Source organism: Halalkaliarchaeum desulfuricum (genome assembly GCF_002952775.1).
Classification (GTDB): Archaea; Halobacteriota; Halobacteria; order Halobacteriales; family Haloferacaceae; genus Halalkaliarchaeum; species Halalkaliarchaeum desulfuricum.
Map to the genome: position 1 here is coordinate 2,013,268 of NZ_CP025066.1, position 18,464 is coordinate 2,031,731.

Here is an 18,464-nt window from a genome sequence, read left to right on the forward strand (position 1 = left end):
CGCGGACGGATCCCTGCCGAAGTGGGCGAATCATTCCGGTGAAACGACGGTCTGGTTCTCGTCCGGGTCCTGGAGGAGGACGTCGTGACGGGTGTGACGCGCGTGTGCAGTTGCCCAGCGGCGGGCCGGACGTTCCGAGAGGAACTGCTCGCCGTCCGGACAGCGCTTGCAGGCGACGAGCCAGGGCGTGACGTCGTCGGGATAGTGCCCAGTATGGCGTTCGTGATCGAGGGCGAACTGCTCGACGGCGCGGTTCCCGGCCCGGAGTTCTTCCAGTTCGTACGCGAGATCCCACTCCCGGCCACAGCGCGAACAAGTGACTGTCGGCACGTCGTCGATGCCGTTGGTGGGTTCGTCGTCGGACACAGTGGAGGTAGGGCATCGAGTATTGTAAACCCACACAGTCGGCGGTCGCCCCCGACGTTTTTGACACCGCTGGTCGTCCCTTTAGGGGTATGCGCGCAGCGATCCTTCGCGAGTACGGCGAACCCCTCGAGATAGATACGGTACCCGACCCCGACCCCGATCCCGACGGCGCGGTCGTCGCTGTCGAGGCCTGCGGGCTGTGCCGGAGCGACTGGCACGCCTGGAAAGGGCACGGCGAGTGGGCCGACGACAACGTCCCCCTCGGACAGGTGCTGGGGCACGAACCGGCCGGAGAGGTACTCGCGGTCGGCGAGGAGGTGGATCGAATCGCCGTGGGCGATCGCGTGGTCGTCCCCTTCTCGCTGGGTGATGGCACCTGCCACAACTGCCGGTCCGGGCACAGTAACGTTTGCAGAGATGGCCTCGCACTGGGGTTCCAACCGGAGGCGCCCGGCGCGTTTGCCGAACAGGTGGCGGTCCCGGCAGCAGATTACAATCTGGTTCGGCTCCCGGACACACTGGAGCCGCGGGACGCCGCAGTGCTCGGCTGCCGGTACATGACCGCCTACCACGCGCTCGCCTCGCGGGCCGATCTCGCGGGCGGCGACTGGCTCGCGGTCCACGGCTGTGGCGGGGTCGGCTTGTCGGCAGTTCAGCTCGCGGACGTGCTCGGCGCCCGGATCGTCGCCGTCGATCCCGACGACCGGGCCAGAGACCGGGCGGAGACGCTCGGTGCGAACGCGACGATCGATCCGGGGACGACCGATCCGGTCGGGGAGATCCACGCCATCACGGACGGCGGCGCCGACGTCTCCCTCGACGCATTGGGCATCGCCGAGACCTGTCGCAACTCCGTGCGGTGTCTCCGCGAGCGGGGCACACACGCCCAGGTCGGGTTGACGACCGACGAGGAACGCGGCGAGGTCTCGTTGCCCACCGACTGGATGACGCGGTGGGAGATCACGTTCGTCGGCTCCCGGGGGATGCCCCCGACGTCGTACGCCCGACTGTTCGATCTCGTTGCCGCAAACGACGTCGATCTCGCCGGCCTCGTCGCCCGCGAGATCTCTCTCGAGGACGTCTCGGCGCGGCTTTCGGCGATGACGGACCACGAGACCGTCGGCGTGGAAGTGATCACCGAATTTTGATCACTGTGTGTTGATCGCCGGAGTGTGATCGTGTCGTGAGGTTCAAGCGAATCGAACTCCTCGAACTCCCATGGACGACCCCGCCTCTCCTCGGTCGGCCTCCCCGGTTCGGGCGGCGGTCGCCGTCGTTCTGCTCGGATTTCTCCCCTGGAGCGTGCTCTGGCAGGGAAACGAGATCGCATTCGTGATGGCCTGGGGGCTGTTCAATCCGGGTGATCTTCACGTCCACTCGCTTTACCTGCTGCTCACGGAGTCGTGGCCGTCCTACTGGCTGCTCCCGCATTCGCTCCGCGTGTGGCCGGTCGGGACGGTCCTGTACGGGCTGGCGCTTGCGAGCGCTGTGACGGGCGTCCTCTTCCGGCGGGAGGATCTGCGGGTTACCGGCGGGTTGCTCGTTCTCGCCGGGGTCGCGGCACTTTGGGTCTCACTCGGACTCGCGACCAGGACCGTCGGCGACGTGATCGCGATCCCTGTGGGGGCCGTCGGCCTCTGGCTGGTCGCGTGGTGGTGGTACGGTCCGGCGCTGCGGAACCTGGTGTAGGAGCGTTCGCTGGTCGCGACCGATTACGGAGATTCAAGGAGAAAGCCTCGCGCTTCAGCGCTGTCTCTTACCCATAACTCAAACTCACCGAGAAAAATTAACCAAATTGAGACTGAGATAATCAAATCAATCAGGAAAATAGTACTTCTGAGGCACACTCACAGAATTCGAGGTGTAGGCAGGTTGGAAGGTTTGAGGAAGGTCTAAATCCACGATGAGTTTCGCTGAATGAGCGACCCGGCGCTCATTCAGCACCGAGTTCGTAGCCTTCTGCCCACATGCGGAGCTTCTGAAGCCCTTTCCACATCGTCTGCCAACCGGGAGGAGGATCCGAACCGCGATCTAGATACCCGCCTAACTTCGCTACATGTACCGCGTAGGCTTTCCCGCTTTGGCCGCGCAGTTCTGGAAATTTCGTTTCCAGAACGGCGCGCTCAGCCTCGCTTAACAAGACCTCTGGAGCAACCGAATCTTCTCCGCGAGCTAGCTCTCGTAACTCCAAAACCTTCCACGCAATCACTGAGTACACACTCAACAAGACCTCCATCCGCTCCCACGTCTGGAGTTGCCGATCTTCGATCTCACAGCCACTCTTCAGTACTTTGTGCCACTCTTCGATCCGCCAGCGAAGGCCGTAATACTCGATAACGGTTAGGATATCGTCGAACGTGTCGACCGATTCAGTGGTGAGTAACACCCACTGAATCGGCTCGTCAGCCTCGCTCACTTCATCCACCCTCACCACATTCACTTCGATGGATCCTTGTTGATCCGGATTATTTCGCGGTGCGCACAACTTACAGGTTCCTGCGGTGATTGAGACTTCGGCTGTTCTGGCTTCTCGTCCACCTCCCTGTTGAATCTCAATGGAGTGGCGACCTCGCTCGACGAGGTCGCTACTCCAATCGAAGAGTTTCCCAGCCTCGCCGCTCTCTGTCAAGATGCGTCGATTCTGATTGGCTCGAACGACGAAACCAGCGGTGGCGCTCTCTTTGCTTAGCTCCTCGTACAACGAGAATGCATCCCCGCCTCGGTCATGGACAAAGATCGGATGCACGTCTTCGGGAAGCCACTCGGCGGCCTCCTTATCACCACGCAACCACTTTTCATGCTCATTCTCAAGGAGAATTGGGTCGTCTCTGCCGTTTGTGCTGTAGGTGGCACTTGCCTGTTGGTCCTCGACCAGCACCTGCTGGTCGATGACCCCCGTCATCTGCTGAGTGTCTGGACGGATACCAACTGACGTGTGTAATTTGACGCCTTCTACGTCGATATCTGCGGAACTAATATCGCCAAGACCGTCCTTGGCTGGGTGGCGAGGAAAGGTGAGATATGTCGTGTCGGAGACGACCAACAGCTCGTCTCCGCCACTCACCCGTGATCGCTGTGCCTGCTTGTGAGCAGAGAGAATCTCGCTCGGTTCCACACTCTCATTATCGCAAAATCGGTATGTAGCCTTTGTGGACGCCCAGTCCTCACAGGCTGCGGGGATGGACTCGGCAGGTGAACTGCCGAGTTCATCCCCAAGTTGAACCAGTCGATCAGTCAGACGCTTATCTCCAAACTCCGCTGAACGGAACTCTGCACGAATCCATCCCGAGACATCCATGTCACACAGCTGTCCATCCTCATTGAGATCTGGTCTCCAACTCCGTGAACAACGCCCCATCTTCCAGTCTCAGTTCGTTAACTCCGCCGTTAGAACTTGTGGGTAAGAGACAGCGCTTCAGCGCGGGGAGGATGTCAATCCTTCCAGTCGGGATCCGTCCGCGGCGGGGCAAAGACGTCGATTCCTACTGCAGTCTCGTCGCCGTCGTTGGACACCGCGTGGGGTTCCCCGCCCGGGAGCACGTAGCTGTCGCCTTCCTGGAGGACGATCTCTTCTCTCTCGCCGTTTTTCTCGCCGACTACGAACGTGAGTTCCCCTCGAACGAGATATCCCGCCTGCTCGTGGGGGTGACTGTGTGTCGGGACGTCCTTGCCCGGTTCGATCCGGAACTCCTGGAGGCTCATTCGTTCACCCGCCGCCAGCGCCGAGAGGTGAACGCCCTCGACGGCCTCCGTCGAGTCGAGTTCTTCGGCAGTGATCCGTTCCATATCGCCTCTGCGGGCGTGCGTGACTTAAATACCTCCAAATGCGGAGGTCACACTCACTGGCTATTCAATTTTGACCACTCGCGTCGCCTTTAAGAAGCGCTCGGACGTGTACCTGTGTACTGCTATCGTACAACAGAACAATGATCGAGTTTTCAAACCGAGTAAACGCAGTCGAACCGGCCGCACCGTTCGTCATCACCAACCTCGTCTCCGAACTCCAGGAGGAGGGGGAGGATATCATCGACCTCAGCGTCGGACAGCCAGACTTCGAGACACCCGAGGAGATCCTGGAGGCGACTCACGAGGCGCTCGACGCTGGACACACGACGTACACGCCCTCGGACGGGATCCCGAAGCTCCGTCGCGCTGCAGCGGAGTATCTCAACGAGCGCCACGGGCTAGATTACGCCCCGGAGAACATCATCGCCACCCCCGGGGGGAAGCAGGCGCTGTTCGAGACGGTCATGGCGATCGTCGACCCCGGCGACGAGGTGATCGTTTTCGATCCGGTCTGGTCCTCCTACGAGCCGATGGTGAAACTCGCCGGCGGTGAGGCGGTCCACGTGGATCTCGCGCCGTACGACTTCAAACTCGAACCGGCGATCGACGACCTCGCGGCGGCGATCACCGACGACACCGCCCTGATCATGCTCAACTCCCCGGTCAACCCCAGCGGGATGGTGTTCTCCCACGCTGCGTTCGAGGGGGTACGGGACCTCGCGGTCGATCACGACCTTCCGGTCATCTCCGACGAAATTTACAAGGAGCTGATCTTCGAGAAGGACCAGCCGAGCCTGGCTGCCCTCGACGGGATGTTCGACCGGACGATCACTATCAACGGCGTCTCGAAGACCTACTCGATGACGGGCTACCGCCTGGGATTCATGGCAGCGCCGACGGACCACACGACTCAGGCAGGAAAGGTCCACAGCCACTCGGTGTCGTGTGCCTCCAACTTCGTCCAGCACGCCGCCGCCGAGGCGCTCGGAAACGCCGACACCGACGCGATCGCGGGCGAAATGAAAGAGACGTTCAGGCGGCGCAGCGAGACGCTGGTCGACCTGTTCGCCGAGCGCGGCGTCGACATCCCCGAACCCGAAAGCGCCTTCTACGCGATGATTCCGATCGAGTCCGACGACGATATGCAGTGGTGCAAGGACGCCGTCCGCGAGGCCGGCGTCGGTCTGGTTCCCGGACAGGCGTTCGGGACGCCCGGTTACGTGCGCGCCTCGGTGGTCGACACAGAGGATCAGATCCGCGAAGCCGTCGATCGGCTGGACGCGGAGGGATTCATATGAGCGAACAGCCCACAGTCTACGTCACCCGCCAAATCCCCGACGCCGGGCTGGAACTGCTCGAGGAGTCATGTGAACTCCACGTCTGGGACGGCAAGCTCCCGCCGTCGAAGGACCACATCATCGAGCGACTGGCCGAACTCGAGGCCGACGGACTGCTGTGTCTGCTTTCGGATGACATCGACGGGGAGGTGATGGACGCCTCGCCGAACCTGGACGTCGTGAGCACCTTCTCCGTGGGATACGACCACGTCAATATCGACGACGCAGAAGAACGCGGCATCGCTGTGGGCCACACGCCGGGAGTGCTCTCGGAGACGACCGCCGATTTCGCGTGGGCGCTTTTGATGACGACCGCGCGACGGACCGTCGAGGGGCAGGAGTACGTCCTCGACGGCGAGTGGGAGACGTGGGGGCCGAAGCTCCTGACCGGCCCGGACGTCCACGGCGCCACGCTCGGCGTAATCGGGCTCGGAAACATCGGCGCGGCGGTCGCGCGTCGTGCGGGCGGCTTCGGGATGGAGGTGCTGTACGCCGACGTCGGGCCGAACGAGGAGGCGGAAGCCGAACTGGCGGCCGCCGGCGTCGACGTTACCTACGTGGATCAGAACGAACTCCTCGACCACAGCGACTTCGTTACCCTTCACGTTCCGCTATTCGAGTCCACCCACCATCTCATCAGCGAGGCGGAACTGCGCCGAATGAAGGAGGGAGCGATCCTTATTAACACGAGCCGCGGTCCGATCGTCGACACCGACGCGCTTGACACGGCGCTTTCGGAGGGCTGGATCGAGCGTGCGGGACTGGACGTGACCGATCCCGAGCCGCTGCCTGCCGACCACGAGATAACCCGCCACGTACCCGAGCGGCTGGTCGTCACACCCCACATCGCGAGCGCGAGCATCGGCACGAGAAACAAAATGGCGACGATGGCCGCCGAGAACCTTCTTGCAGGTGTCGCGGGGGAGGACCTTCCGAACTCGGCGCTCGACGATCGTTCATGAGGCGTCATTTTTAATAGACACTCGTTGGACGATCGTTCAATAGGTTCGGATATGGGTAACGGCGTCTTCGTATTCACTTCCGTCCAGGTCCGTCAAGAGGTTCGAATCGGCGGTGTACGCTGTCGCATCTCGTTCGACCGCGAGCGAGATGTACGCAGCGTCATAGGCGGTGATACCGGCGGTAGTCGTGATCTGTGCGATTGGACCGACCGACCGGAACGGAACTAATTCGATCCCGTATTTCCCGAGCGATTCCGCGGCTTCGACGAGTCGCTCGCCGCCGTAGTGGCCACTGTAGTGCAGCGCATTTATGGCTTCGAACGGCATGAGGGCCGGTGCGTATAGGTCGTGTTTCCCGTTGAGAAAGTCGTCACGAAGTGCACGTGCCTGTTCGTGATGCTGTTCGGGAATATACCACTTCACGACGGTGCTCGTGTCGACCACGATGTCCGCCATCAGGATCGCTCCTCGCCGTATCGAGTATCGCGGAACTCACGGATTCTTTCGGCCGTGTTCGTCGCCGCCACTTCGTCGGGATCGATAGCACTGCTCAATCGCTCGCTGGTCGCAACTGCGTGGGCAATATTCCGCGATTCCAGTTCGTATAGCTCCTCTTTGATGTGGTCACGGAGCACTGCACTCCAGTTCACTTCGTCGTGCTCTTCCATCCGTTCTTTCACTTCGTCGGGGACACGGAAACTCACGGTTCCCATAGTGTATTACAAGTACTACTGTTATATAAGTACTACTGTTATATAAGTACTACTAGAGGTGAGCCGAACGATGAAATACCCGACCGCACAACCCGGTAGCATGTACGCGGTCGTCGGCTGCAACGAGTGTGGCAACCTCTGGCTGCTCGCGGATCCCGACTCCCAGGAGTCGGCCACCTGTTCGCGGTGTGGCAAGCGCCACCGGGTGGCGAAGCTCAAGCGCTTTTATACCGACGAGGATCGCGAGGCCGCACGACAGGCCCGGGCGGCGCTTTTGGCGAACAAGCGGGACGAAAGCGAGTCGTTCGCCGAGGTGGCCCACGTCGCAGATCTCGAACGGCAACTCGAGGATGCAGGTGTCGACGACCGGGAGTACCTCGCGGAGGCTGGGCTGGATCCAGACGAAATCCAATCCGCCGGCGAGAACGCGAGGGTGGGTGCGGGGCAGTCCTCCACCCGATCACGCGAAGAGATCGTTCGGGACGGCGTCGAGAGGGTCGAGAAACCCACCGAATCCGAGGTCGTCGCGTACGCATCCGAACGCGGGGTTCCCGAAGACGCCGCCCGAACCCTGCTCGAACGGCTCGTTCGGCGCGGGGAGGCGTCCGAATCCGGTGGTCGATACCGCCTCTTATAAGTCGAGTCGAAAGCAGCCGACAGCCTCATTTCCGTCCCGCCACAACCGCCGACCATGCGCGTCAGGGACTGGCAGGACATTCTCGAGGACGTTGCCTCCGAGAACGCGGATCCCGACGGCTGGCGAGCCGTCGCGGGACAACGGCGGGCGGGCGTCGGCGAAGACTTCTATCTCGGCCATCCCGCGATCGGCGTTCACCAGCTGAAAACCTACGCCAAGAACCCCCGTGACCTCCGCGGAGTGGGTGCCCGGGTTGCACGCAGGATCGACGACGAACTGGATCCGCTGTTGCCCGGTCACGGCGAGGAGGAGGGCGGCCGGTTTGCGGTCCGACGGCCGCCGAAAGATGAGGACGAGGCCGAACGGATGGCCAGACGGCTCGAAGAGACCGTCAAGGTGCACGCCGAGGCGCCCACGACGCCCGAGGACTTCTTCGAGGACGTCATGGATGCCGTCGACTCCCCCGCCTTTGGACCGATGGAGTACGAGTTCGCCGATCGGCCGGACCGACTCGACGAGCTGTCGGAGACGTTCGAGGAGGCCGAGCGACTGTTGAACAGCGAACTCGAGGACCTGATCGAGGAAGACGAGGTCGGACGCGGCTTCCAGTGAGCGTCACCGCTCCCCTCCGCTCCGGGTCGAAAGCGACGAGCTACGGGCCGTCGTTCACCTGGTACCGTCCCCGCCCTTCCACGGTCCGGAGCCGGTCGATCACCCGCCGTTCGCCGACCTCCAGGTACCCCTCCTCGAACGCGTCCAGAAGCGTCTGGGCGTCGGAGGTGGTGCCGGCGACACTGCCCTCGAACACGTGGAGGTCCATCGCGTAGTCCTCGACGTGGTCCGTGTAGTAGCCGAGGCCGAAGTCGATGAGGTAGGTTCGCTCGTCGTCGACGCGGACGTTCCGCGGTGTCGGATCGCCGTGGACGAAACCGGCGCCGTGAATCCGGGCGAGATGCTCTCCCACCCGCCGACACTGCTCGGGCTCGATCCGTTCGGCCAGGTCCACGTCGCCGACGTACTGGAGCGTGAGCGTCGCCTCCGGGACGTCGACGTCGTACACCAGCGGCGTGGGGACGCCGACCCGACGCGCGTCGCTCGTGAGCCGAGCTTCCCCGCGGGTCCGGGTCGTCCGGAGCGTCCGATCGAGTTCCGGGTGACGGTAGGACTTTCCGATCCGGCGTTTCACGGCGCGATCTCCCTCGATTTCGACGATCGCCTCCGCGCCACGGAGCCGCATTTCGGGATCGACGACTCCGACGCTCTCTTCGCGGCTTCGCCACGTCACCGGCACCTGGTCGGGCCGGAAGTTCGGATCGACCGACGACTCGGCGATCGCGACCGTGTCGCCGGCGCGGTACATCTTCGCACCGAGCACCGCGATCATCCCGGCGTTGTCCCGCAGGAACCGGGGTTCGGGGACGTGAAACTTCGCCCCCCGGGCATCACACATCTCTGCGAGCATCTCGCGGAGCCTGGCGTTCTGCCCGACGCCGCCGCCCAACACGAGCTCGTCGCTGCCGGTCAGCGACAGCGCACGCTCGGAGACTTCCGTCAGCATGGCGAAGACGTGCTCCTGGAGGGAGTAACAGACGTCCTCTACGGGAGTTCCGTCGTCGTATTCGGCCTTCGCGGCCGACATGATCCCGGAAAACGAGAAGTCCATCCCCTTGACGACGTACGGGAGATCGACGTAGGAGCCGTCACCCGCGGCCTCCTCCACTTTCGGACCGCCGGGGTGGGACCACCCCACGTGCCGGGTGAACTTGTCGATCGCGTTGCCGACGCCGGTGTCCATCGTTTCCCCGAGCACCCGATACCGACCGTCGCGGTAGCCCAGCAGATGGGCGTTGGCTCCCGAGGCGTTCAGACACACCGGCGAGTCGAACCCGGACCGGTGACGACCGATCTCGAGATGGGCGACCATATGGTTGACGCCCACGAGCGGGACGTCCCACCGTCCCGCGAGCGTCCGGGCTGCGGTGCCGACGGCGCGGAGACACGGCCCCAGCCCCGGCCCGCGGGAGAACGCGACCGCGTCGACTGGCGGTGCGGAACCTCCATCGGTTCCGTCGTCGTTCTCGTCGTCGACGTCGGCACTCCATCCCCGTTCTGCCAGCCGATCGAGCACGCGTTCGACGACCGACGGGATCGCGTCGGCGACGTGTTCTGCCGCCTCGCGGGGGTGAATGCCGCCGCTGTCGGGAACGTAGGCGTCCGACTCCTGCAAAACGGCGTCAGTCTCGGTGTCGTACACCGCCGCACTCGCACACCAGGCGGTGCCCTCGAGACCGAGAACGAGCATCCGGCGGCGTTACGCCTCTTCGGCAGTCTGCTCGCCGTCCTCGCCGATCTTGTTCCGGTCGAGCATGTACTCCTGTTCGACGTCCTTCGCGATCTCGGGCGAGTCGTACACCTTCGCGTAGCCGATCGTCTTGCGCATGCCGAACTTGGTGTCGAGTTCGTGGACGATCACTTCCGCGGAGTCTTTGTCGAGTTTCGCCGCAAGCGAGTCGCGCACGGACAGTCGCGAGGGCGTGGCGTCGTCGTGGGAGATCTCGAAGCGGACGTCGGTCCGATGCAACATTGGGTTCTCCTCCTCGGAGATGACGTCGATTTCCATGGTTAGTTGTCTCTATTTCTCCCCGAAAGCAGTAAAAGGATTTCGAAGGGCGTCCCGTGCTCTCGCGACCGACGCGGACCGAGTTCGGCTCAGTCGTCGCCGACGCCGTATCCCCCTTCGTCCTCCTCGACGTCGACGGGTCCCTCGAACACGCGATAGAGGTACAGGAAGTAGCCCACGACGAGCAGGAGAACGGGGAGCCCGAGCACCGTAAGCAGATTCAGCGGGATCGGAGAGACGACGGCCTCCCGGACCGTGAGCTCCGCGGCCGGGTAGATCGTCGGATACAGCAGGGCCGCGACGAGTCCGACGAGCGACACCGACAGCCCGGCGGTCGCGGCGAGCCATTCCCGGTACGCCCGCCGGCTCGCCAGTGCGACCGTCGCGATCCCGAACCCGACCGTCGCGACGACGGGGACGAGCACTCCCGGGGTGAAAACGAGCGCCCGGAGGCCCCTGACGTCCAGCGCGAGCAGGACGCCCAGCACGAGGACGACGGCTCCCAGATAGATCGTGCCGGCGAGACGACCGTAGTCGGCTATCCGGTCCCGCAGGTCGCCGCGGGTTTTCATCCCCAGATACGCCGTCCCGGACGTCGCAGAGAGCGCCACGAGGAGGACGCCCGTTGCCAGTGCCGGAACGCTCGCCGTTCCGGACGCGAACACCCAACTCCCCACGAGAGTCCCGATCAGGAACGGGGAGATTACGCTTCCGGCGACGAACGCCCGGTCACAGGTACGCACCCACGCCTCGTCGTCCCGCTCCTCGCGGAGTTTGACCGAAACGCCACGGAACAGCAACGCGAGGACGATCGCGATCGCGAGCAGGTAGTGTTCGCTCAAGAGTCGGGCGTACACCGGCGGGAACGCTCCCAGGAGGATCGTTCCGAAGCCGACCAGCCACACCTCGTTGGCCTTCCAGACCGGTCCGAACGCCGCGAGGAGCGTCTCCCGTTCGTGTTCGTCGCGAGCCAGCGGATAGACGATGCCGATTCCGAAATCGAAGCCGTCGAGGAACACGTACATCGCGAGCGTGAACACGACGACGCCGAACCAGAACTCCGGCAGCCAGGCGACGAGGTAGGCGTCACCGACGAACAAGGGGATCGACATCACGGATCACCTCCCTCGGGTGTAGGGGATCCCGGACTGGGTCCCGCCGGTTCCGGCGGCTGGGGTTCCTCGGCCTCCGAGAGGCGTCGCGACTCTGCCGCGACCATCCGTCGGAACGCATAAAGGGCAATCAGGAACAGTCCACCGAAGACGGCGACGAACGCCGCGACCGACAGCATCGCCTCCCAGCCGGTCAACACCGGCGAGACGCTCTCCCCGACGAGCAACTCGTCTTGGACCATCCACGGCTGCCGACCGACCTCGGTCGTGTACCACCCGGCGATCATCGCGAGGAACCCGAGCGGCGTCGACAGCATCAACGCTTTCAGGAGTCGATCGCTCTCGGAGAGCCGGCCCTGATACCGACGATACGCCCCCCACAGACCGAGGAAGACGAACCACACCCCGAGCCCGACCATGGCCCGGAACGACCAGAACACGATCGCAACGGGCGGGGTGTGTTCGAATTCGTTGAGCCCGATCACCTCCGCACCGGGATCACCCTCCAGCATGTACGAGACCAACATCGGCACGCTCAACGTATAGAGGTTCTCTGCCCGCGGATCGGTGAACCCCTCCAGCGTCTTCGGGAACGCGATCACGTGGAGCGCCACGCCCTCGTCGGTCTCGTAGTGTGCCTCCATGGCCGCGAACTTCGCCGGCTGGGTGTCCTCGACGTGCTTGGCGTAGGCGTCACCCTGCAGCGCCTGCACCGGTGCCGAAATCACGAGCAACACCAGCGCGATCGTCACCGCCGTCCGCCAGGCATCGTTGCCGTCGTGTTTCCACAGGAGGTACGCCCCGACGCCGGCCACGAGCAGTGCGACGGCGATCACCGCCGACAGCTGCATGTGGACGTACATCCACGCCAACCGTGGTGTGACGATCGCGGCGATCGGATCCGTCATCGTCGCGACGTCGCCTGCCAGATCGAATCCCTGTGGGGTCTGCATCCACGCGTTGACGACGATGATCCAGAACGCCGACAGCCACGCGCCGATAGCGACCAGCACCGACGAGGCGAGATACATCCGGTCGCTCACGCGTTCGCGGCCGAACAGCAGCACCCCGAGGAAGACGGCCTCGAGGAAGAACGCCATCTTCGCCTCGAACGCCAGCGGTCCCCCGATCAACTCGCCGGCGAATTCGGCGAAGATGGGAAAGTTCGTCCCGAACTGGAAGCTCATCGGGATCCCGGTTGCCGTCCCCATCACGAACCCGAGCGCGAACACCTTCACCCAGAAGTCGCGCAACTGGGCGTACCGCTCGCTTCCCGTCTTCACGTCCCTGTAGGTGAAGTAGACGATGAGGGGGGCGAGTCCGACCGAAAGCGACGCGAAGACGATGTGAATCGTGATCGTCCAGGCGAACTGGATCCGGCTCAAAAGCTCCGGGCCACCGCTCAGGACGGTCGGGGCGGCGATCGCTGTAAGGTCGGCTACGAGCGACGTGATCACGCCGCCGATCATCGACGATGCGACTGTGATGAATACTGGATCTGGATACATTGGGTGATTTCGATGTGACCAGTATCAGTTGATCCGAACTATCAGGCCAGTACGGTCCGAACTATCAGGCCAGTACGATCCGAACTGTCCGAGCGGTCGGGGTTGGGGTGTGCGGGCGCCGCAACGTTCTCACTTGAGCTTCGCCACGTTTCACGTTAGATATTGTGGTTGGAACGCCGAAAGAGGTGTGTCGAAATATCGGTGCGTTTTATACGGACAGGCACCGAACCGATGTCGTTTCGCCCACAGTTCCCGCAACGACGGTTCGTCCGCGAGTGTCGTCGATTACGACAGTTATAGAAATCTATATATAGAACTGCAAACCATCTCTCCGGTGATTATGGGAGCACGCATGCAGCAACCCCTGTTCATTCTCTCCGAGGACAGTCAACGAACGACCGGCGACGCCGCACAGGAGTCGAACATCCGGGCGGGGAAAGCCGTCGCCAACGCGGTACGCACCACGCTCGGTCCGCGCGGGATGGACAAGATGCTCATCGACTCCTCGGGGTCTGTCGTCGTCACGAACGACGGCGCGACCATCCTCGCGGAGATGGACATCGAGCATCCAGCCGCGCAGATGATCGTCGAGGTGGCCGAGACCCAGGAGGAGGCCGTCGGTGACGGAACCACGACCGCCGCCGTGTTGACCGGCGAACTGCTCTCCCGAGCCGAGGATTTGCTCGAGGACGACCTCCACCCCACCGTCATCGTCGAGGGGTACTACGAGGCTGCGCGCCTGGCCGAGGAGGCGATCGACGCGGCAGTGATCGACGGAACCGACGGCGGCGAACTCGACGACGACCTGCTCGTTTCGGTCGCCGAGTCGTCGATGACGGGCAAGGGGACCGGCGACGTCACCGCCGACCGGCTGGCAGAGCTGGTCGTTCGCGCCGTTCGGCAGGTGGAATCCGCCGACGGCATCGACCGGGATGACGTCCACGTCCACACCCGGACCGGCTCGAGTTCCTCCGCGTCGGATCTCGTCGAAGGAGTGCTCGTCGACGAGGAACCCGTCGACGACAACATGTCCCGAACGGTCGAAGACGCGACCGTCGCGGTCCTCGATTCGAAACTCGAGGTGCGCGAAAGCGATATCGACGCGGAGTACACGATCTCGGACGTCGACCAGCTCAACGCCGCGATCGAGGCCGAGGACCGCGAGCTCCGCGGCTACGCCGAGGCGCTCTCGGAGGCCGGAGTCGACGTGCTCTTCTGTACGAAGAAGATCGACGACCGCGTCGCGGGCTACCTCGCCGACGGGGGAATCCTCGCGTTCGAGAACGTCAAGTCGAAGGACGCCCGCTCGATCGCACGTGCGACCGGGGCGAAACGGCTCGGCACGCTGTCTGACATCGAGGAGAGTGACCTCGGCAGCGCCGAGAACGTTCACGTCGAGCGATACGACGAGGACGACCTCGTCTTCGTCGAGGGTGGGGCTGCGTCGGCGGCGGTGACGCTGTTCCTCCGAGGTGGCACCGAACACGTGATCGACGAACTCGAGCGGGCGATCACCGACGCCGTCGACGTAACCGTCGCCGCGGTCGACAGCGGCGGTGTGGTCCCCGGCGCCGGCGCGACCGAGATCGCGATCAGCGACCACGTCCGTTCATCGGCCGCGAGCGTCGAGGGGCGCAAACAGCTCGCGATCGAGGCATTTGCCGAGGCTGTCGACGCACTCCCGCGGACGCTCGCGGAGAACACGGGTCTCGACCCGATCGACGCGCTGGTGGATCTCCGTGCCCGCCACGAGTCGGCTGGCTGTGCGGGGCTCATCTCGACCGGTCGCGCCGGCGAAGTCGGCGATCCGATCGAGGCCGGCGTGCTCGATCCCGCAGCGGTAAAGCGGGAGGCCGTCCAGTCGGCCACCGAGGCCGCCACGATGATCCTCCGGATCGACGACGTCATCGCGGCCGAGTAGCCGGGAAATCGAACCGAACCGCCGAAGAAAGATCCGCCGTCCAGTTTTTGCTTTTCAGGCCAGGTCGTGGATCCGCTCGACGACGGCGTCGGCGAACTCGCTTGTCGCGAGCTTCTCGCCGCCCTCGATCTGGCGATGGAGGTCGTAGGTCACCTGTCCGGAGGCGATCGTCTCCTCGACGGCGTCCCGGACGAGGTCGGCGGCGTCGGTCCAGCCGAGATACTCGAGCATGATTCGTCCCGAGAGGATCATCGCCGTCGGGTTGACCTTGTCCTCGCCGGCGTACTTGGGTGCGGAACCGTGGACCGGTTCCGCGAGACACCGCCCGTGGCCGAAGTTCGCGCCCGGGGCGATGCCGAGCCCGCCGATCTGGGCGCCTGCGGCGTCCGAGAGGTAGTCGCCGTTGAGGTTCATCGTCGCGATCACGTCGTAGTCACCGGTGCGGGTGAGCAACTGCTGGAGCATGTTGTCCGCGATGCGATCCTTTACGACCAGTGTTCCCTCGGGACGCTCGCCGTCGAACTCCTCCCAGAGTTCGTCCTCGGTGATGACGTCTTCGCCGTACTCTTCTTCGGCAACCTCGTAGCCCCAGTCGCGGAACGCTCCCTCGGTGAACTTCATGATGTTGCCCTTGTGCACGAGGGTGACCGACTCGCGGTCGTTTTCGATCGCGTAATCGATCGCCTCTCGAACGAGTCGTTTGGAGCCGAACTCCGAGATCGGTTTCACGCCGATCCCGACGGGGCCGTCGTGGATGACGTCCTCGACGTCCATGTCGTCTTCGAGGAACTCTCGCACTTTCTCGACCTCGTCGGTTCCGGCTTCCCACTCGATGCCGGCGTACACGTCCTCGGTGTTCTCCCGGAACGTCACCATGTCCATCTCCTCGGGATCGACGACCGGCGACGGGACACCCTCCAGGTGGTAGGTCGGCCGAACGTTCGCGAACATGTCAAGCGTCTGCCGAAGCGCGACGTTGAGCGACCGGAAGCCTGCGCCGACAGGGGTGGTGAGCGGCCCCTTGATGGCGACGCGGTGGTCGCGGATCGCTTTCACGGTGTCTTCGGGCAGGTTCTCGTCGTAACGCTCGCGGGCGGAACCGCCTGCGTACACGCGCATCCAGGCGATCGACCGGCCGGTGGCCTCGGCGGCCGCGTCGAGTACCTGCTGGGCTGCCGGCCCGACGTCTGTGCCGATCCCGTCGCCGTGGATGATCGGAACGATCGGGTTCTCGGGGACGTGTAGCTCGCCGGTTTCTTCGTCGACAAGCTCGATTCGCTCCCCGTCTGCGGGGACTTCGATTTGGTCGTAGCTCATGAACGTCCGAAGCTTCCGAGGGGGGCCTAAAGTTACTGCCGTTTTCATCGAATGATGACAACACTTCTCGCGTTATCGCTTGACACCCACGAGGACGAGAATCTGCGTGAGAACGCAGGCGACACTGCGGACGCAGACTGGTGCCCTTCCGTGACCGGTTCACCGGTTCCCGGGTTCTTAAGACGACGCCCGAATTTGTCCCGGGCATGCGAGTGATCGTCCACGGCGGCGCCGGGAGCACGCCGGAGGAACCCGACGAACGACAGGCGGTACTCGACGAGGCGGCGGCGGTGGGTGCGGCCTCGCCGGAACCGATCGACGCCGTCGAGGCGGCCGTTCGAGTGCTCGAATCCGACGAGCGGTTCAACGCCGGCGTCGGCGGTGCCGTGCAGGCCGACGGGATCGTCAGGACGGACGCGGGGGTCATGCGGTCGGACCGCGAAGTGGGCGCGGCGTGTTCGATGCCGGGGGTCGAACACGCGGTCTCGGTCGCACGGATCGTCCTCGAGGCGACCCCCCACGTGCTCGTTTCGGGCGTTCACGCCGTCGATCTCGCGGCGGACTTCGGCGTCGGAACCGAGGCGGAGTTACTGACCGCCGACAAACGGGAGTCGTACCAGTCAGAAGATCCCCCCGCCGGCTCGCCCCGCGACCAGATCGCCTGGCTCGCGTCGCGGTTCGGAGCCGGCGACGATCAGGCAGGCGAACACGGAGAAGGCGGTTCCGGGCCGACACACGCGCCGGATCACGACACGGTCGGCGCCGTCGCGTCCGACGGGGAGACGTTCGCCGCCGCCACCTCTACCGGCGGGCGATCGTACGCGCTCGCGGGTCGGGTCGGCGACGTGCCGCAGGTCGGATCCGGGTTTTACTGTACGCCCGCCGGCGGGGCGTCAGCGACCGGGGCGGGGGAGGACATCGCCCGCGTCACACTCTCACGGCGGGCGACTGACTTCCTCGAGGAGGGCCTCGGCGCCCAGGAGGCGGCCGACCGGGCGATCGAGGAGTTCGAGGAACTCACGGGATCGGGTGCCGGGGTGATCGTCCTCGACGGCTCGGAGGCCGGCAGCGCATTCAACACCGGCGGGATGCAGACCAGCGTCGCCGTCGATCGGTGACTCGGCAGTCGCGAGTACCAACGATCGGTGACTCGGCAGTCGCGAGCGCCGTCGGGCGGTCCAATCGGTTCCCGCAACCTCTTTGGCAGCCTCGCCTCAATCCCTCGGTATGAGTTACGGAGACCTCGACGAGCACGCCGTCGACTGCTACAGGGAAGCGGGGGAGATCCTGGTCGAGACGATGAACGAGGCCCGCGAGATGATCGAGCCGGGCGTGACCCACCTCGAGGTCGCCGAATACGCCGAGGACCGGATCCGGGAGGCGGATGCCGGCATCGCGTTCCCGGTGAACATAAGCGTCGACGAGGAGGCGTCTCACGCGACGCCAGGACGCGACGACGACACCACCTTCGGCGAAGAGATGGTCTGTCTCGACATCGGCGTCCACGTCGACGGCTACATCGCCGACGCCGCGGTGACGGTCGACTACACCGGCAACGACGAACTCGTCGAGGCGTCCGAGTCCGCACTGGAGGCCGCAGTCGACGAGGCCGGTCCCGGTGTCCCGGTCGGCGAGGTCGGCAGGGCGATCGAGGAGGTCATTCGCGGGTACGGCTTCACGCCCGTGCTCAACCTGTCGGGGCACGGCGTCCAGCAGTACGACGCCCACACCGGCCCGAACGTCCCCAACCGCGGCGTCGATCGGTCGGTCGAACTCGAACCCGGGCAGGCGATCGCCATCGAACCGTTCGCCACTGACGGACGGGGCAAAGTCGGGGAAGGCGCCACCGAGGAAATTTTCGAACTGGAGCGGGATCGCAGCGTCCGCGACCGACGCGCCCGCGATGTCCTCGAACAGGTTCGAGAACTCGACGGGCTCCCGTTTGCGGCCCGCTGGCTCGAGGGAAGCGGCGTCGACATGGCGCTCCGGCGGCTCAAACAGCGGGACGTCGTGAAGGGGTATCCCGTCCTCAAAGAGGACGGCGACTGTCTGGTCAGCCAGGCGGAACACACCTTGCTGGTCACCGAGGACGGCTGTGAAGTGACGACTGAGGGGATCCACTCGTTCGACTGACGATCGGATAGATCGCGTCCGATCAGTTTCCCGTTTTCGTCCCGAAACTGCA

At 64.2% G+C, this 18,464-nt stretch carries 19 protein-coding genes; 9 read left to right on the forward strand and 10 right to left on the reverse strand.

What is annotated here, in order from left to right:
• Positions 1 to 30 precede the first annotated feature (30 nt).
• On the reverse strand, positions 31 to 366 hold the full coding sequence (locus tag AArcSl_RS10095; protein WP_119818525.1) for a hypothetical protein: 336 nt from the start codon (positions 364 to 366) through the stop codon (positions 31 to 33).
• Between the two features lie 89 nt (positions 367 to 455).
• Here AArcSl_RS10095 and AArcSl_RS10100 point away from each other — a divergent pair, with 89 nt between their 5' ends.
• Positions 456 to 1,514 carry a zinc-dependent alcohol dehydrogenase family protein gene (locus tag AArcSl_RS10100; protein WP_119818528.1) on the forward strand — a complete coding sequence of 353 codons (1,059 nt, stop codon included), beginning with the start codon at positions 456 to 458 and terminating at the stop codon, positions 1,512 to 1,514.
• Between the two features lie 70 nt (positions 1,515 to 1,584).
• Positions 1,585 to 2,055: a TIGR04206 family protein gene (locus tag AArcSl_RS10105; protein WP_119818531.1), complete on the forward strand. Its 471-nt coding sequence runs from the start codon at positions 1,585 to 1,587 to the stop codon at positions 2,053 to 2,055.
• Between the two features lie 244 nt (positions 2,056 to 2,299).
• Here AArcSl_RS10105 and AArcSl_RS10110 read toward each other — a convergent pair whose 3' ends face one another.
• Together AArcSl_RS10110 and AArcSl_RS10115 are read right to left on the reverse strand one after the other, a co-directional pair.
• Positions 2,300 to 3,724, reverse strand: coding sequence for an IS4 family transposase (locus tag AArcSl_RS10110; protein ID WP_119818534.1), 1,425 nt, complete (start codon positions 3,722 to 3,724; stop codon positions 2,300 to 2,302).
• Positions 3,725 to 3,798: 74 nt separating this feature from the next.
• Complete coding sequence (locus AArcSl_RS10115; protein WP_119818537.1) at positions 3,799 to 4,152, reverse strand: cupin domain-containing protein; 354 nt, start codon at positions 4,150 to 4,152, stop codon at positions 3,799 to 3,801.
• Between the two features lie 140 nt (positions 4,153 to 4,292).
• Here AArcSl_RS10115 and AArcSl_RS10120 point away from each other — a divergent pair, with 140 nt between their 5' ends.
• The gene (locus AArcSl_RS10120) at positions 4,293 to 5,450 is read left to right on the forward strand and encodes a pyridoxal phosphate-dependent aminotransferase (protein ID WP_193588461.1); all 1,158 of its coding nucleotides are present in this window, start codon (positions 4,293 to 4,295) and stop codon (positions 5,448 to 5,450) included.
• Entirely contained in the window at positions 5,447 to 6,451 is a 1,005-nt protein-coding gene (locus tag AArcSl_RS10125) for a 2-hydroxyacid dehydrogenase (RefSeq protein ID WP_119818541.1), read from the forward strand. Before AArcSl_RS10120 ends, AArcSl_RS10125 begins: the two co-directional genes overlap by 4 nt.
• A 36-nt stretch (positions 6,452 to 6,487) precedes the next feature.
• Here AArcSl_RS10125 and AArcSl_RS10130 read toward each other — a convergent pair whose 3' ends face one another.
• Positions 6,488 to 6,907, reverse strand: a complete 420-nt coding sequence (locus AArcSl_RS10130; RefSeq protein ID WP_119818544.1) for a type II toxin-antitoxin system VapC family toxin — start codon at positions 6,905 to 6,907, stop codon at positions 6,488 to 6,490.
• Positions 6,907 to 7,164, reverse strand: a complete 258-nt coding sequence (locus tag AArcSl_RS10135; protein ID WP_119818548.1) for a hypothetical protein — start codon at positions 7,162 to 7,164, stop codon at positions 6,907 to 6,909. The genes AArcSl_RS10130 and AArcSl_RS10135 overlap by 1 nt, the downstream gene beginning before the upstream one ends.
• A gap of 100 nt (positions 7,165 to 7,264) precedes the next feature.
• On the opposite strand from AArcSl_RS10135, the gene AArcSl_RS10140 reads away from it, so the two are divergent.
• Positions 7,265 to 7,801, forward strand: a complete 537-nt coding sequence (locus AArcSl_RS10140) for a DUF5817 domain-containing protein (RefSeq protein WP_119821902.1) — start codon at positions 7,265 to 7,267, stop codon at positions 7,799 to 7,801.
• Positions 7,802 to 7,855: 54 nt separating this feature from the next.
• A complete protein-coding gene (locus tag AArcSl_RS10145; RefSeq protein ID WP_119818551.1) occupies positions 7,856 to 8,413 on the forward strand; it encodes a hypothetical protein in 558 nt (185 codons plus the stop codon).
• A 40-nt stretch (positions 8,414 to 8,453) separates the two neighbouring features.
• Here AArcSl_RS10145 and AArcSl_RS10150 read toward each other — a convergent pair whose 3' ends face one another.
• The 4 genes from AArcSl_RS10150 to AArcSl_RS10165 all read right to left on the reverse strand — a co-directional run bounded on the left by AArcSl_RS10150 (position 8,454) and on the right by AArcSl_RS10165 (position 13,002).
• Positions 8,454 to 10,103 (reverse strand): bifunctional N(6)-L-threonylcarbamoyladenine synthase/serine/threonine protein kinase, encoded by a 1,650-nt coding sequence (locus AArcSl_RS10150; RefSeq protein WP_119818554.1) that lies wholly within the window; start codon positions 10,101 to 10,103, stop codon positions 8,454 to 8,456.
• Positions 10,104 to 10,112: 9 nt separating this feature from the next.
• Complete coding sequence (locus AArcSl_RS10155; protein ID WP_119818557.1) at positions 10,113 to 10,421, reverse strand: 30S ribosomal protein S24e; 309 nt, start codon at positions 10,419 to 10,421, stop codon at positions 10,113 to 10,115.
• An 89-nt stretch (positions 10,422 to 10,510) separates the two neighbouring features.
• Complete coding sequence (locus tag AArcSl_RS10160; RefSeq protein WP_119818560.1) at positions 10,511 to 11,533, reverse strand: cytochrome d ubiquinol oxidase subunit II; 1,023 nt, start codon at positions 11,531 to 11,533, stop codon at positions 10,511 to 10,513.
• A complete protein-coding gene (locus tag AArcSl_RS10165) occupies positions 11,533 to 13,002 on the reverse strand; it encodes a cytochrome ubiquinol oxidase subunit I (RefSeq protein ID WP_119821904.1) in 1,470 nt (489 codons plus the stop codon). Before AArcSl_RS10165 ends, AArcSl_RS10160 begins: the two co-directional genes overlap by 1 nt.
• A gap of 391 nt (positions 13,003 to 13,393) precedes the next feature.
• On the opposite strand from AArcSl_RS10165, the gene thsA reads away from it, so the two are divergent.
• A complete protein-coding gene (thsA, locus tag AArcSl_RS10170; RefSeq protein ID WP_119818562.1) occupies positions 13,394 to 14,962 on the forward strand; it encodes a thermosome subunit alpha in 1,569 nt (522 codons plus the stop codon).
• Positions 14,963 to 15,016: 54 nt separating this feature from the next.
• On the opposite strand, the gene icd is transcribed toward thsA, so the two are convergent.
• On the reverse strand, positions 15,017 to 16,279 hold the full coding sequence (icd, locus tag AArcSl_RS10175; protein ID WP_119818565.1) for an isocitrate dehydrogenase (NADP(+)): 1,263 nt from the start codon (positions 16,277 to 16,279) through the stop codon (positions 15,017 to 15,019).
• Between the two features lie 206 nt (positions 16,280 to 16,485).
• Between icd and AArcSl_RS10180 the strand changes: the two genes are divergently transcribed.
• Complete coding sequence (locus AArcSl_RS10180; RefSeq protein WP_119818567.1) at positions 16,486 to 17,397, forward strand: isoaspartyl peptidase/L-asparaginase; 912 nt, start codon at positions 16,486 to 16,488, stop codon at positions 17,395 to 17,397.
• 109 nt (positions 17,398 to 17,506) lie between these two features.
• Positions 17,507 to 18,412: a type II methionyl aminopeptidase gene (gene map / locus AArcSl_RS10185; protein ID WP_119818570.1), complete on the forward strand. Its 906-nt coding sequence runs from the start codon at positions 17,507 to 17,509 to the stop codon at positions 18,410 to 18,412.
• Positions 18,413 to 18,464 lie beyond the last annotated feature (52 nt).

Coding starts and splice junctions, on each gene's coding strand:
- AArcSl_RS10160 (WP_119818560.1), bottom strand. CDS start 11,533: ATGTCGATCCCCTTGTTCGTCGGTGACGCCTACCTCGTCGCCTGGCTG.
- AArcSl_RS10165 (WP_119821904.1), bottom strand. CDS start 13,002: ATGATCGGCGGCGTGATCACGTCGCTCGTAGCCGACCTTACAGCGATC.
- AArcSl_RS10180 (WP_119818567.1), top strand. CDS start 16,486: ATGCGAGTGATCGTCCACGGCGGCGCCGGGAGCACGCCGGAGGAACCC.
- icd (WP_119818565.1), bottom strand. CDS start 16,279: ATGAGCTACGACCAAATCGAAGTCCCCGCAGACGGGGAGCGAATCGAG.
- AArcSl_RS10150 (WP_119818554.1), bottom strand. CDS start 10,103: ATGCTCGTTCTCGGTCTCGAGGGCACCGCCTGGTGTGCGAGTGCGGCG.
- AArcSl_RS10115 (WP_119818537.1), bottom strand. CDS start 4,152: ATGGAACGGATCACTGCCGAAGAACTCGACTCGACGGAGGCCGTCGAG.
- map (WP_119818570.1), top strand. CDS start 17,507: ATGAGTTACGGAGACCTCGACGAGCACGCCGTCGACTGCTACAGGGAA.
- thsA (WP_119818562.1), top strand. CDS start 13,394: ATGCAGCAACCCCTGTTCATTCTCTCCGAGGACAGTCAACGAACGACC.
- AArcSl_RS10135 (WP_119818548.1), bottom strand. CDS start 7,164: ATGGGAACCGTGAGTTTCCGTGTCCCCGACGAAGTGAAAGAACGGATG.
- AArcSl_RS10105 (WP_119818531.1), top strand. CDS start 1,585: ATGGACGACCCCGCCTCTCCTCGGTCGGCCTCCCCGGTTCGGGCGGCG.
- AArcSl_RS10145 (WP_119818551.1), top strand. CDS start 7,856: ATGCGCGTCAGGGACTGGCAGGACATTCTCGAGGACGTTGCCTCCGAG.
- AArcSl_RS10120 (WP_193588461.1), top strand. CDS start 4,293: ATGATCGAGTTTTCAAACCGAGTAAACGCAGTCGAACCGGCCGCACCG.
- AArcSl_RS10100 (WP_119818528.1), top strand. CDS start 456: ATGCGCGCAGCGATCCTTCGCGAGTACGGCGAACCCCTCGAGATAGAT.
- AArcSl_RS10155 (WP_119818557.1), bottom strand. CDS start 10,421: ATGGAAATCGACGTCATCTCCGAGGAGGAGAACCCAATGTTGCATCGG.
- AArcSl_RS10140 (WP_119821902.1), top strand. CDS start 7,265: ATGTACGCGGTCGTCGGCTGCAACGAGTGTGGCAACCTCTGGCTGCTC.
- AArcSl_RS10125 (WP_119818541.1), top strand. CDS start 5,447: ATGAGCGAACAGCCCACAGTCTACGTCACCCGCCAAATCCCCGACGCC.
- AArcSl_RS10110 (WP_119818534.1), bottom strand. CDS start 3,724: ATGGGGCGTTGTTCACGGAGTTGGAGACCAGATCTCAATGAGGATGGA.
- AArcSl_RS10130 (WP_119818544.1), bottom strand. CDS start 6,907: ATGGCGGACATCGTGGTCGACACGAGCACCGTCGTGAAGTGGTATATT.